Consider the following 13,746-nt stretch of genomic DNA (forward strand, 5'->3'; position numbering starts at 1 on the left):
GCTGGTGGGTGTGCCGAGAGACCTGCGTGGGCTTCACGTCCTCCTTCTCCGTGAGGCGGGCCTGAAAAACCTGTCGGCGATGAGCGCGACGGCGGTCGCCAGGAGATTCACGAGGATGATCGGCGCTACCACCTCCGCGGGGCTCCTGGAGCCGAACTCGGCCCTGATGGCGATGATGGTCGTGGGCACGAGCGTGATTCCGGCCGTGCACATCGCCACGAAAGTGCACATGGCGTCGGTCGCCTCATCGGTGTGGCCCGCAAGTGCCGCGAGTTCCTCCATAGCCTTGATCCCAAGAGGAGTCGCGGCGTTTCCCATTCCGAGAAGGTTGGCGGTGATGCTCATGGCCACGGCGGCGACAGCGGGATGCCTCTCCGGGATCGACGGGAAGAGGACCTTCGCTACGGGGGCGACGGCCCTGGCGAGCGCGCGCGCGATGCCGGCCTCCTCGGCGATCCTCATGATGCCGCACCATAGAGCCATCGCACCTATCAGGCCGAACGAGAGCGTGACTGCTGAGCCCGCCGACTCCAGGGCCGCGCGCGTGACTTCGTCGGAAGTCCCCGTAAGGAAGCCCGTGACCACTCCCACCGCTATCAGAAACAACCATACGGCATTTACCACTGGATCCACCTCCCGGCCCGGTCTAGGCATGGCGCCATAGGTTTTCGTTTCGTCTCCTTTCTTGACGGCGCTAGGGTTGCCGGTGGATGCACAACGGGGCGTGGAGGATTTGGCTGGCTCGCGGCCGAATTCGAACGACGCGCGCCGCAAGCGCACCATCCCCGCAGGGCAACACCGATAGCCTTGAGCAGGACCCCCGCGCCGAGCCGAAAGATAGCGCGAACTTCTAGTGGAGGCTGTTGGTCTTTCCCACATTGCGGCAACACGGCTCACCTAAACCGCGCAACACGGTCGCCGTGCCAGGCCAAACTGGTAGGTACTGGGGAAGCTCGACAGTCTCCTGGCGGTATGCTTAGTCTCACGGTAAGACTATTCTGGCAGGCGCATCGGTTATTACCACAGCGCGTCCCGCTCGGCTGTGATACAATCGAAACAGGTGGGATGGTGCATGTTTTCCGCCACGACCAAAGAGGAACTCGCGCGGTTCAGCGCAGGCAGCAAGTGTTGCTTGCTCGCCGAGTTCTCGGCCATCGCCCGCATGACGGGCCGCTTCTCCGACCGTAACCAGCCTGGGGACGGTGCCGTTTTCGAGATGGTCACAGAGAACGCGGCGCTCGCCCGGAGGATGGTGGGGCTTGCGCGCGACCTCTTCGATCTGAGGCCGTCTGTGAAAGCTTCGAGACGGAAGGGGCGTTCCCCAGGTCACCTTTACGTGGTCTCGCTTCCCTACGACATGAAGACTCGCGCGGCTCTGTGCGAGATGGGCGTGATCCTGGAGAGGCCGCGCAGCCGGGGGCAGGAGGCGATGAGGCCCGGGGTGCCCTGGAGCCTCCTCTCGAAGCAGTGCTGCCGCAGGGCCTATCTGCGAGGGGCCTTCCTTGCGCGCGGTTACGTCCAGGATCCTGAGAGGGCGTACCACATGGAGATGATGACCGACGCGGAGCAGCTCGCGAGGGGGCTTGCGCGCATCGCGAGTTCCTTTGGCGTCGCGGCCAGGGTGTCAAAGCACAGAAGAGGCTTTATGGTTTACGTCAAGGACGGGGACGACGTCGCTCAGCTCTTGAGGGTCACCGGCGCACATTCGTCCGTGATCGCGCTCGAGAGCGTGCGCGTGATGCGCGGTGTGCGCGGCGACGTGAACCGGGTGGTCAACTGCGATACCGCCAACGTGGGGAAGGCGGTTGATGCCGGGCTCGCCCAAGCTGAGACCATAAAGATGTTCCTCGAGCGCTCCGGCATGGCGTGCTTGCCCCCGGGGCTTCGTGAGATCGCGAGGCTTCGGATGGAACACCCGGAGGCAAGCCTGAAGGAGCTCGGTGAGATGGCGGCTCCTCCCATAACCAAGTCGGCGGCGAACCATCGCATGAGGAGGTTGCTGAGCCTCGCGCGGCGGGCCGAGGCCGGTGACAGAGGAGATCGCAGCGTCGGCGCGAATATCTTAGTATCGGGAGAGGCAGGAGGTGAACGGGGCAGTGAGGATGGGTTATGAAATGAGCCTCAAGCAAGTCCAGAAGCTCATCGTAACCCCCGAGCTTCGACAGGCCATAACCGTCCTCCAGTTGCCCTGGACGGAGCTTCAAGAGTACATCGAGACCGAGATGCTCGAGAACCCGGTGCTTGAGTTCGCCGATGCCGACGGCTCTGAGCCATCTGCTGCTGACGCTGGCATCGGCACCGCCGGGGAGCCGCGCACCGATGCGCCCGTCGACCGTGGTGGCGCGACGGGCACCGGGGAGGACGGCTCTCCGGAGCTGTCTGAGACGAAGGCCGGTCCCGATCCGGACGGGCCGGACATCGACTGGCAGAACTACTTCGACGACGCGAGCGACCTGGGATACGTGGCACCCAGGGAGAGACATGACGAGAGAGAGCTTTCGTACGAGTCGTACGTGGGCCATCAGGAGTCGTTCCAAGAGCACCTCATGTTCCAGCTTCGCCTGGCGCCACTAGACGATGAGGGCGTGAGGATCGGAAGCCTCATCATCGGGGGGATCGACGACGACGGTTACCTCCGGATGGAGGTCTCTGAAATAGCCGCTATGGCTGGCGTGAGCCCTGAGCGGGTCGAGCGCGTGCTCAAGGTGGTACAAGGCTTCGAGCCGACCGGGGTGGGGGCGCGGAGCCTCGAGGAATGCCTGCTTATTCAGCTCGATACGCTTGACATCTCCGAAGACGAGCGTGGCCTCGCGTCCGTGCTCATCCGTTACTACCTCGATGATGTGGCCGCCGGAAGGCTGGCCAAGATAGCGCAACGTCTCCAGAGGGCGGTCCCCGAGATTCAGAGGGCGTGCGACATCATCAAGACGCTCGACCCGAAGCCCGGCCGCGAGTTCTCGGGAGAACGGCCCGCGGGTTACATCGTGCCCGACGTGACCGTCGAAAAGGCCGGCGATGACTACGTGATCGTGGTGAACGACGTGTCGGCCCCGCGCCTTACCATCAATCCAACGTACCGCGACATGCTGAGAAGGCCTGGCCAGGAGTCGAGCGCCGTGGAGTTCGTAAAGTCGAAGCTGAACTCCGCGATGTGGCTCATACGCAGCATCGAGCAGCGGAGGCAGACGCTTTATAAGGTCGCTGAATGCATCGTCAGGTTTCAGAGGGACTTCTTCGACAAAGGCATCAAGCACCTCAGGCCGCTTACGTTGAAAGAGGTCGCAGACGAGATCGGGGTGCATGAGTCCACGGTGAGCCGGGCGACCGCTGGGAAGTACATGCAGACTCCGCGGGGCGTGTACGAGATGAGGTTCTTTTTCGCGAGCGGGGTCCAGACGGTCGGCGGTGATTCGGCTTCCAGCGAGAGCATCAAGAGGATGATCCGCGAGCTCATCGAGTCCGAAGACCCGAGGGATCCCCTGAGCGACCAGGCGATAGCCGACAGGCTCCGGGCGCAGGGAATCCTCATATCGCGACGAACCGTGGCCAAGTACCGCGAGGAGGAGATGATCCCCGCGTCCAAACAGCGCAGAAGGTTTTGATCGCGATTTGGCGCGCCGCGGGGAAGGATTTTTCCCAGCGGCGAAGAATAAAATAAAGAGGACGATGGGACTTTTTATTTTTGCCTTGGTGGGACAGTACTGCCTCCGCCGGGTCGCCTGGCGTCCCGCTTGCCTGTCAGTATGTGGCAGCCGCGCCTGTGATGGCGCTGCAGGCCCGCGGACTGTGCGGGCGCAACAGACCTTGCGGCGTAGTGAGGTCTCGGCAGGGCAACGAGGAGAGCGATGGGGACGCACGATGTCGACAGGTTTGTAAGCCTGCAACGGAAGATCGCCCCTGAGGTCGGGGAGCTCATCGACATCAGGTACTCGATGCTCCGTCATATCCATTTCTCTCAGCCCGTGGGCAGACGCACCCTTTCGTCGCGGCTCGCGGAGAAGGAGCGCACTATAAGGGGTGAGCTCGAGTTCCTGAGGCAGCAAGGCCTCGTCACCGTGGGCCCTTCAGGCGTGAGCCTTACGCCCGAAGGCGAGCGCACCTTTGCTGACCTCGGAGACTATGTGCGCGAGCTCCGCGGGTTTGCCAGGCTTGAGCAAGGGCTCATGGAGCGGCTGCCCATCGCGAAGGTCGTGGTGGTGGCGGGCGATTCGGGGCGCGATCCCACCGTCAAGAAGGAGATGGGAAGGGCAGTGGTCCGTATCCTGCGGGACATCGTCCAGGAGGGCGATATCGTCGCTGCCGGAGGCGGCACTACCATGGCAGAGGTGGCGGCGGCGCTCGTTCCGTCCGGGTGGCCCAAGGGGATCACCGTGGTTCCCGCCAGGGGTAGTCTCGGAGAGGAGGTCGAGACGCAAGCAGACACCATAGCAGTGACCATGGCGAAGCGCATGGGGGGCGCTTACAGGGTTCTCAACGTGCCCGACGACCTTCATCCAGAGACCATATCGCGGATCGTGGACGAACCTCGCATCAAGGAGGTCCTGGACCTCATACGAAAGGCCCGAATCGTCGTGCACGGCGTAGGGACCCTCGAGGAGATGGCGAAGAGGCGCGGCATCACCGGGGAGGCCCTGGAGATCCTCACCTCGCGTGGTGCCGTGGCGGAGATGTTCGGGTATTACTTCGATAGCGATGGCAAGATGGTCTACTACACCCCGAGCATGGGTATTCGGCCCGAGGACCTCGCCGGGAAGAAGCTGATAGCGGTAGCCGGCGGGGCCAAGAAGGCGCGGGCGGTTCTGGCCGTCATGAGACAGCAAAGCCGCGAGGCGCTCGTGACGGACGAAGCGGCAGCCCGGAAGATGCTCGAACTCGAGGCATAAACGAAAAACACGTTAACAGGAGACGGGAACGTATAGGGAGGAGAAGGAAAATGGCAGTCAAAGTCGGAATCAACGGTTTCGGAAGGATAGGACGGATCGTGTATCGAGCTGCGCTGGAGAACCCGGCCATCGATGTCGTGGCCGTGAACGACCTGGCCGACGCCAAGACCAACGCTCATCTTCTGAAGTACGATTCGGTGCACGGGACTTTCCGTGGGAGCGTGGAGGCGAAGGACGGCGAGATCGTCGTCAACGGGAAGTCCGTCAAGGTGCTCTCGGAAAAGGACCCTGCCGCGATACCGTGGGGGGACCTGGGTGTAGACATAGTCATCGAGTCCACGGGCGTGTTCACCAATGCCGAGAAAGCTGCGGGTCACCTCAAGGGTGGCGCTAAGAAGGTCATCATCACCGCTCCCGCCAAGGGCGAGGACATCACCATCGTGATGGGCGTCAACCAGGCGAGCTACGACCCGGCGAAGCACAACATAATCTCCAATGCGTCCTGCACTACCAACTGCCTCGCGCCCGTGGCGAAGGTGGTACACGAGAAGTTCACCATCACAAGAGGGCTCATGACCACGGTCCACTCGTACACCAATGACCAGCGGACCCTGGACCTCATGCACAAGGACCTCAGGCGTGCGCGTGCGGCGGGCATGTCCATCATCCCCACCACGACCGGCGCGGCGAAGGCCGTGGGCAAGGTGCTCCCGGAGCTCAACGGCAAGCTGAACGGCTTCGCGATGCGAGTTCCCACGCCGAATGTGTCCGTGGTGGACCTCGTGGCAGACGTAGTGAAGCCCACGAGCGTCGAGGAAGTGAACGCGGCTCTCAAGGCGGCGGCGGAAGGCCCGCTTGCAGGGATCCTCGCTTATACCGAGGAACCGCTCGTCTCGAGAGACTTCAATGGCGATCCGCACTCGGCGATCGTCGACGCGCTGTCCACGATGGTCATGGACGGGACCATGGTCAAGGTTATAGCGTGGTACGACAACGAGTGGGCTTACTCGAAGAGAGTGGTAGACCTTGCCGCCTATGTGGCCGGGAGAGGGCTATAGACAGGCGCCGTAAGGCATTGGCGCATTGGCGCATAGATTCGTGCCTTCGACGGTGTGCGCAGCATGGCGGCACCGGGTGGGCGGGTCAGCGGGCTAGGCTCCCGGACGCGCCGGCCCGCCTGACCGCCGCCCGGGCGGACCCGCGGAAAGGGGTGACGGAACGTGGCGAAGGCTACGGTAAGAGACGTCGATGTAAAAGGCAAGCGGGTGCTTGTGAGGGTGGACTTCAACGTCCCGATGAACGCCGAGCGGGAGATCACCGACGACACCCGGATCAAGGCGGCGCTGCCGACTATCAGGTACCTGGTGGACCACGGCGCCAGGGTGATACTGGCGTCGCATCTGGGGCGCCCCAAGGGGAAACCCACGGACGAGTTCAGGATGGACCCCGTGGCGAGGAGACTTTCGGAGCTCCTCGGGAAGCCCGTGCTCAAGCTGAATGAGTGCGTCGGTGACGAGGTCAAGGCCGCGGTCGTGGCGATGCGCGACGGAGACGTGGTGCTTCTCGAGAACCTCAGGTTCCACGCTGAGGAGGAGGCAAACGACGAGGGCTTTGCGAAAGCCCTTGCGGATCTCGCAGACATCTACGTGAATGACGCGTTCGGGACCGCCCACCGCGCGCACGCATCCACTGCGGGCGTGGCCAGGTTCCTGCCCGCGGTCGCCGGTTTCCTGATGGAAAAGGAGATCGAGGTCATGGGCAAGGCGCTCGCCGACCCGGAGAGGCCCTTTGTGGCTATCTTGGGGGGAGCCAAGGTCAAGGACAAGGTGGGCGTCGTGCGTAACCTCCTCGACAAAGTCGACACTCTCATGATCGGCGGAGGAATGGCGTACACGTTCCTCAAAGCTCAAGGGTTCGAAGTAGGGCAGTCCATCCTCGAGGCAGACAAGATCGACCTTGCGCGGGAACTCATGGATAAAGCCAAGGCAAGGGGAGTGAGGTTCATGCTCCCGTCCGACGTGGTCATCGCGGACCGCTTTGCCGAGGACGCGAGGACCCGGGTGGTGCCAGTGGACCAGATTCCACCGGACTGGCAAGCGCTGGACATCGGTCCCGAGACGGTGCAGAGGTTCGCCAAAGAGATCGCTGGCGCAAGGACGGTCGTCTGGAACGGACCCATGGGCGTGTTCGAAATGAAGCCGTTTGCGGAGGGTACCCGAGGCGTGGCGAAGGCCCTCGCCGAGTCGAAGGCTGTCACGATAGTCGGGGGCGGAGATTCAGCCGCAGCGCTCGAGGAGATGGGCTTCGCCGACAAAGTGACGCACGTTTCCACGGGAGGAGGAGCATCGCTCGAATTCCTCGAGGGCAAGGAGCTGCCAGGCGTGGCGGTGCTCAAGGACAAGGCGTGAGCGTGCGGCGGGAAGCGCGTCTGGAGCTCCTTCGGGTGGGCGGCACCTGGTGTGGGGACCCGGCGTGACGGCGCGCAAGTGCGGAGGTGAGAGGATTGCGGCGACGGATAATCGCAGGCAACTGGAAGATGAACAAAACCCGCGATGAGGCGGTCGACCTCGTCGGTGATCTCAAGGAAATGCTCGCCGATGTGGGGGACGTGGAAGTCGTGGTATGCCCTCCTTTCACGGCCCTCGACGCGGTGAGGGAGGCGCTCCGCGGCAGCAACATCGAGCTTGGGGCGCAGAACATGTATTGGGAAGAGGAAGGCGCGTTCACGGGCGAGATATCCCCTCTTATGCTGCGGAACCTGGGGTGCACGTATGTCATCCTGGGTCACTCGGAGCGCAGGACCTACTTCGGTGAGACCGACGAGGGCGTGAACAGAAAAGTCAAGTCGGCCTTGGCGAACGGGCTCCTTCCCATAATCTGCGTGGGCGAGACGCTTGAGCAGCGCGACGCAGGGAAAACCGAGGAAGTGGTCGTCCGCCAAACCAAAGCCGCATTGAGCGGAGTGAAGACGAACGGCGCCGAGAGAATCGTCATCGCTTACGAGCCGGTCTGGGCCATCGGAACGGGCCGGAACGCTTCGGCGGACGAGGCGAACCGGGTGATCCATCTCATCAGACAGTCTGTGGCCGAGGTGTTCAACGAGAGGATCGCGCAAGAGGTTCGCATCCAGTACGGCGGCAGCGTGAAGCCGCAGAACATCGCGGACTTCCTCGGGCAGCCGGACATAGACGGTGCGCTCGTGGGCGGCGCGAGCCTCGACGCCGCGAGCTTCGCGGCGATCGTCAAGTCCAAGTAAGCTTGGGGGCGTAAGCTCGGAATGTCAGCTTACGCAGCGGAGAGAGAGGTGTCTCGATGACTACGATCGTTGACGTGTACGCGCGGGAGATCCTTGATTCCCGGGGCAATCCCACTGTGGAGGCGGAAGTGACCCTCGCCGACGGCACCGTCGGAAGGGCTGCGGTGCCGTCAGGGGCATCCACGGGGACTCATGAGGCGCTCGAGCTGCGCGACGGGGATGAGAAAAGGTACCTCGGCAAGGGTGTCCGGAAGGCCGTGGAGAACGTTAACGAGACCATCGGCCCCGAGCTGGAGGGGATGGATGCCACCGAGCAGATGGAGATCGACAACATCATGCTCGAGCTCGATGGCACGCCTAACAAAGAGAAGCTGGGAGCAAACGCCATCCTTGCAGTGTCTCTCGCATGTGCGAAGGCGGCGGCGGAATCGCTCGGGCTTCCGCTTTACCGGTATATCGGGGGCACCGGCGCGCACGTGCTTCCCGTGCCGCTCATGAACATCCTTAACGGCGGCAAACACGCGGACAACAACGTGGATATCCAGGAGTTCATGATAGCGCCGGTGGGCGGCGTGACGTTCGCGGAGGCGCTCCGCATGGGCGCCGAGGTTTTCCACAACCTCCGCAACGTCGTGAAGAAGAAGGGAATGGGCACGGCGGTCGGAGACGAGGGCGGCATTGCCCCGAATCTTGGGTCCAACGAAGAGGCGCTTGAGCTCATCGTGAAAGCCATCGAGATGGCGGGTTACAGGCCGGGGGAGGATGTGCTCATTGCGCTGGACCCCGCGGCGAGTGAGATGTACAAAGACGGCGCATACGTGTTCGCGGGCGAGGGCACGAAGCGGACCACCGCTGAAATGGTCGACTACCTGAAGCGGCTCGTCGAGAGGTACCCGATCATATCCATCGAAGACGGGCTCGCCGAGGATGATTGGGACGGCTGGAAGCTGCTCACGGATACGCTCGGCAAGAAAGTCCAGATCGTGGGCGACGACCTGTTTGTGACGAACACTGAGCGGATAGAACGTGGGATCAAGTCAGGCGTTGCAAACTCGGTGCTCATCAAGGTGAACCAGATCGGAACCCTCACGGAGACACTGGCGGCCATCGAGATGGCCCACCGGGCTGGGTACACGGCGGTGATATCGCACCGGTCCGGAGAGACGGAGGATGTCACGATCGCTCATATCGCCGTCGCCACGAACAGCGGCCAGATAAAAACGGGTGCTCCGTCACGCACGGATAGGGTGGCGAAGTACAACGAGCTGCTCCGGATCGAGGACATGCTGGACGAAACCGGCATGTTTGCGGGTCGGGGAGCCTTCCGGGTCTGAGAACGAGGGCATCGCCCTCTTGCTGCGGCGCGGCTGCGCGGCCGGGTAGCTACGTGGGGGCGAGCGGCCGGGTGGACGGCGGTCTCGGGAACCGGGTGGCCGGATGGCCGGGTGACCCGGCGTAAGCTTGCCACCTCCCAGGCGGTGTGCTAAAATGAGTCCTGGTTCGTTATGGAGTCTTTCGTAAGCGGGCAGCATGGGGGGTGGCAGGCTTTGCGGACGGCACTCATAGTCTTCCAGTTCATCGTGTCGATCGCCCTCATCGTTGTTGTGCTCCTCCAGTCCAGCAAGGGCGAGGGGCTCGGATCCATCGGTGGCGGCGGGCAGCTCTTCTTCGCGAAGAACAAGGGCTGGGAGGACCTCCTGAGCAAGATCACGACGGTTGTCGCAGTGGTCTTTCTCGCGTCGTCGGTGCTGCTCACCGTCGTTAGATAGAAGAAGCCTCGGCCCGGCACCGCATGTACGCCGCGTGGGCTTCGTCTTTTTCTTTTCGGCCACGCAGCACGCGTGCGCGGGCAGGTACGACGGAGATGCGTGACGCGGCTGAGATGATGCAATTCTTCGAGAGGTGAGAGGAAATGCCGGTCGTTGGCACGTCGTCCATATTGTATGCAACACTTGCGGGTGCTCTTGGCCTAGCGTTCGTCGGTTATCTCGTTTCTAACGTCCTCTCGAAAGATCCTGGTAACGCCACGATGAGAGAGCTCTCGGGGGCCATTCACGAAGGCGCCATGGCGTTCCTCAAGCGCGAATACAGCGTGGTGCTCGTCTTCCTCGCGATAGTGTTCGTCATCCTGGCGATCGGCGTAAGCCCCTATACGGCGGTGGCGTTCGTGCTTGGCGCGGGTGCCTCGATTTCCGCTGGGTTCGTCGGGATGCAGATATCGACGAGGGCTAACGCCAGGACCGCCCAGGCAGCAACGAAGGGCTTCAACAACGCGCTGCGCGTGGCGTTCCCCGGCGGCGCGGTCATGGGTATGTACGTGGTGGGCATCGGGCTTTTTGCGCTGTCACTCGTGTACTACGTATTCTCCAGGCTCCCGGGCATGGATATGTTCGCGGCGACGGACCTTATCGCCGGCTTCAGCATGGGCGCGAGCTTCGTTGCGCTGTTCGCGAGGGTCGGCGGGGGGATCTACACGAAAGCCGCTGACGTCGGTGCGGACCTCGTGGGCAAGGTGGAGAAAGGCATTCCCGAAGATGATCCGCGCAACCCGGCGGTCATCGCAGACCTCGTTGGAGACAACGTGGGAGACGTGGCCGGCATGGGCGCCGACCTCTATGAGTCGTACGTGGGCTCCATAGTGTCAGCCATGGTGATCGCTGTTGCGACTCTCCCGACCCCCGAGGCCAAGCTCAAGGGCATCATATTCTCGCTGGGGCTTGCGGCAGTCGGGATCGTGGCCTCGATAATCGCGACGTTCTTCGTAAGGATGGGGGAGACCGGCGGGGACCCGGGCGCGGCGCTGCGCAGGGGCACGTTTGCCAGCGCGGTGCTGGTCGTCATCGGCACATTCCTCTTGAGCAGGTTCTATTACGGTGAGCTCAGCGTGTTCTGGGCCGCTTTGCTGGGGCTTGTCTCGGGCATTGTCATCGGACAGGTGGCGGAGATCTACACGTCCGGCAAGTCCGTCGCGGAGCTTGCGAAGACATGCCTCACGGGCCCTGCAACCAACATCATCAGCGGCTTCGCACTCAGCATGAGGAGCACTGTGTTCCCGCTAGTCTTCGTGGCCATCGCCATCCTTGTGGCCTTCAAGGCTGCAGGCTTCTATGGCATAGCCGTGGCCGCCATCGGGATGCTCTCCATCGCGGGTATGACTGTATCTGTGGACGCCTACGGGCCGATATCCGATAATGCTGGCGGCATCGCGGAGATGGCGCATATGCCCGCCGAGGTCAGGAAGATCACTGATTCTCTCGATGCCGCAGGCAATACCACGGCCGCCATAGCAAAAGGGTTCGCCATCGGTTCGGCGGCGTTGACGGCGTTGGCGCTGTTCTTCGCGTATATTCAAGCTGCGAATCTTTCCGTGATGGACCTTCTCAACGCTAAGGTGGTGGCGGGCATCTTCATCGGGGCAATGGTCCCGTACATCTTCGCAGCAGGGGCCATGGAGGCCGTGGGGCGCACCGCTTTCAAGGTGGTCGAGGAGGTACGCAGGCAATTCAAAGAGATTCCTGGCCTCATGGAGGGCAAGGCGCGCGCCGATTACGCGAGGTGTGTGGACATAACGACTGCCGGCGCGCTTCGTGAGATGGTCGTGCCGGGCCTCCTCGCGGTCGCGATACCTCTTGCTGTGGGGATAATCCTCGGGGTTGACACGCTTGGCGGGCTTCTTGCAGGGGCCCTCGCGACTGGCGTGCCGATGGCCATCCAGCTGGCGAACGCCGGGGGTGCCTGGGACAACGCAAAGAAACACATCGAAGCAGGGAACCTCGGGGGCAAGGGAACGCCGGTCCATGCGGCGGCGGTGATCGGCGACACTGTCGGCGACCCCTTCAAAGACACTGCGGCGCCAGCCATGAACATCCTTCTCAAGCTCATGACGGTGGTGGCCCTCGTTTTCGCGCCGCTTATCATCAAGTTGAACGCGCTTCTCATGGGCTTGTTTAGCTGAACGAGCGCGTGCGTGTTGGGTGCGCGTGCGTCGCGGCTGTAGCGCAGGGCTAGACGCACAGGGCGGCGGCACAGGGCAGCGGCAGCGCGCCGGACGGTCACCGTGACGGCGCGGTGGCGACCGGCGAAGGTCGTCCAGAGGTCACGGTCGTCATGCGGCCTGGCAACGCCGGATGAGATGACAGGATCCAAGGACCAGAGAGTCTGCTGAAGAAGTGCATGGGTGCCATGCACTTCTTCAGCAAGTTCCCCTCAAACCGCAGAGGAAGGAGAATGCGAGGCGAATGATGGATCGGCAAGAGGCACTCGACTTGGTGAAGGAGCACGTCAAGACCAGGAACCTCATCAAACACATGCTTGCAACGGAGGCCGTCATGAAGGCCTTGGCCGAGCGGTTGGGTGAGGACCAGGACAAGTGGGCGCTCGCGGGGCTCCTCCATGATATCGACTACGACGAGACAGCTCATGACCCCAATAGGCACAGCCTTGTTGGTGGCGAAATGCTTGAGAAGCTGGGTCTGCCGGATGATGTGGTGCACGCCGTGAAGGCTCACAACGAGGCCCACGGGCTGCCGCGGGAAACGCGGTTGGACAAGGCCCTTTACGCGGTTGATCCGCTCACGGGGCTCCTGGTAGCTGCGGCGCTCATCCACCCCTCCAAGAAGCTTTCCGCAATCGACGTGGGTTTCGTGATGAACAGGTTCAAGGAATCATCGTTCGCCCGCGGTGCCAACAGGGACCAGATGAAAAGCTGTTCCGAGCTGGGTCTATCGCTTGAGGAGTTCATCGAGATAGGCCTCCGCGCAATGCAAGGAATCGCGGGGGAACTCGGCCTTTAGTTGCGGGCGCGGGCGCGGGCTGTGCATGGGCTTCGGCGCACCCGCGGGTCGTGGCGTCGCTTGAATGCGACCTGGCGCCATGGTATAATTGGCGTGCAGGTGAGGGGCTTTGCCGGAACACAAGATCGTCGCCACGAATCGCAAGGCGTACCATGACTATCATATACACGAGACGTACGAGGCAGGGATCGCCCTCACCGGCACGGAGATACAATCGGTGAGACGCGGAATGGTTAGCTTGCGTGATAGTTTCGCAAGGGTGGAGGGCGGCGAGGTCCTGCTCTATAACATGAACATAAGCCCGTACGAGCACGGCAACAGGTTCAACCATGAGCCCCTCCGCACGCGAAAGCTCCTCCTGCACAAGGAGGAGATCCGCAAGCTTCAAGGAAAGACCCAGGAGCGCGGCTTCACCCTTGTGCCGCTCAAGGTGTACCTGAAAAGAGGGCTCGCCAAGGTCGAGCTGGCCTTGGCGAAGGGTAAGAAGCTTTACGATAAGCGCGAGGCCGCAGCGAGGCGTGACCTCGCGCGCGAGGCAGACCGTGCGATCAAAGAGAGAATCCGGTGAGGCCAAAAACGCGGTGAGGGCCTGACGGAGACGAGGTCGCCTCGAATGGCGAAGGTTGCTTATGTCGGTTCGGGCACCGACTCGGTGTGATACCGGTGTCGCCAAGCATCACTTGTCGCGAAGTTTGTGGGGGCGTTACGGTTTCGACGGGGAGCTGTGACGACAGGGGTAGCGAGCCGAGATCCCGCCGACCTCGTTAAACGGTGGAACGCACGATAAGTGCCAACAACGAGTACGCTTACGCTG

The 13,746-nt window shown here is 62.5% G+C and carries 12 protein-coding genes and 1 other RNA gene; 12 read left to right on the forward strand and 1 reads right to left on the reverse strand.

What is annotated here, in order from left to right:
- Positions 1 to 33: 33 nt before the first annotated feature.
- A complete protein-coding gene (locus tag GX515_03330; protein ID HHY32049.1) occupies positions 34 to 624 on the reverse strand; it encodes a spore maturation protein in 591 nt (196 codons plus the stop codon).
- Between the two features lie 448 nt (positions 625 to 1,072).
- Between GX515_03330 and whiA the strand changes: the two genes are divergently transcribed.
- The 12 genes from whiA to ssrA all read left to right on the forward strand — a co-directional run.
- Positions 1,073 to 2,113 (forward strand): DNA-binding protein WhiA, encoded by a 1,041-nt coding sequence (gene whiA, locus GX515_03335; protein ID HHY32050.1) that lies wholly within the window; start codon positions 1,073 to 1,075, stop codon positions 2,111 to 2,113.
- Complete coding sequence (rpoN, locus tag GX515_03340) at positions 2,097 to 3,602, forward strand: RNA polymerase factor sigma-54 (protein HHY32051.1); 1,506 nt, start codon at positions 2,097 to 2,099, stop codon at positions 3,600 to 3,602. The genes whiA and rpoN overlap by 17 nt, the downstream gene beginning before the upstream one ends.
- A gap of 243 nt (positions 3,603 to 3,845) precedes the next feature.
- A complete protein-coding gene (locus GX515_03345) occupies positions 3,846 to 4,883 on the forward strand; it encodes a hypothetical protein (GenBank protein HHY32052.1) in 1,038 nt (345 codons plus the stop codon).
- Between the two features lie 50 nt (positions 4,884 to 4,933).
- Positions 4,934 to 5,941, forward strand: coding sequence for a type I glyceraldehyde-3-phosphate dehydrogenase (gap, locus tag GX515_03350; protein ID HHY32053.1), 1,008 nt, complete (start codon positions 4,934 to 4,936; stop codon positions 5,939 to 5,941).
- A gap of 162 nt (positions 5,942 to 6,103) precedes the next feature.
- Positions 6,104 to 7,291: a phosphoglycerate kinase gene (locus tag GX515_03355; protein ID HHY32054.1), complete on the forward strand. Its 1,188-nt coding sequence runs from the start codon at positions 6,104 to 6,106 to the stop codon at positions 7,289 to 7,291.
- Between the two features lie 95 nt (positions 7,292 to 7,386).
- Entirely contained in the window at positions 7,387 to 8,139 is a 753-nt protein-coding gene (locus tag GX515_03360) for a triose-phosphate isomerase (protein ID HHY32055.1), read from the forward strand.
- A 56-nt stretch (positions 8,140 to 8,195) separates the two neighbouring features.
- Positions 8,196 to 9,473 carry a phosphopyruvate hydratase gene (eno, locus tag GX515_03365; GenBank protein ID HHY32056.1) on the forward strand — a complete coding sequence of 426 codons (1,278 nt, stop codon included), beginning with the start codon at positions 8,196 to 8,198 and terminating at the stop codon, positions 9,471 to 9,473.
- A gap of 171 nt (positions 9,474 to 9,644) precedes the next feature.
- A complete protein-coding gene (gene secG / locus GX515_03370) occupies positions 9,645 to 9,908 on the forward strand; it encodes a preprotein translocase subunit SecG (protein ID HHY32057.1) in 264 nt (87 codons plus the stop codon).
- A 143-nt stretch (positions 9,909 to 10,051) separates the two neighbouring features.
- Entirely contained in the window at positions 10,052 to 12,094 is a 2,043-nt protein-coding gene (locus tag GX515_03375; GenBank protein ID HHY32058.1) for a sodium-translocating pyrophosphatase, read from the forward strand.
- A gap of 286 nt (positions 12,095 to 12,380) precedes the next feature.
- Entirely contained in the window at positions 12,381 to 12,932 is a 552-nt protein-coding gene (locus tag GX515_03380; GenBank protein ID HHY32059.1) for an HDIG domain-containing protein, read from the forward strand.
- Between the two features lie 109 nt (positions 12,933 to 13,041).
- Complete coding sequence (gene smpB, locus GX515_03385) at positions 13,042 to 13,500, forward strand: SsrA-binding protein SmpB (GenBank protein HHY32060.1); 459 nt, start codon at positions 13,042 to 13,044, stop codon at positions 13,498 to 13,500.
- A 128-nt stretch (positions 13,501 to 13,628) separates the two neighbouring features.
- Positions 13,629 to 13,746, forward strand: a transfer-messenger RNA (tmRNA) gene (gene ssrA / locus GX515_03390); the annotation flags it as partial.

The organism is Bacillota bacterium (assembly GCA_012842395.1).
GTDB lineage: Bacteria > Bacillota > SHA-98 > UBA4971 > UBA4971 > UBA6256.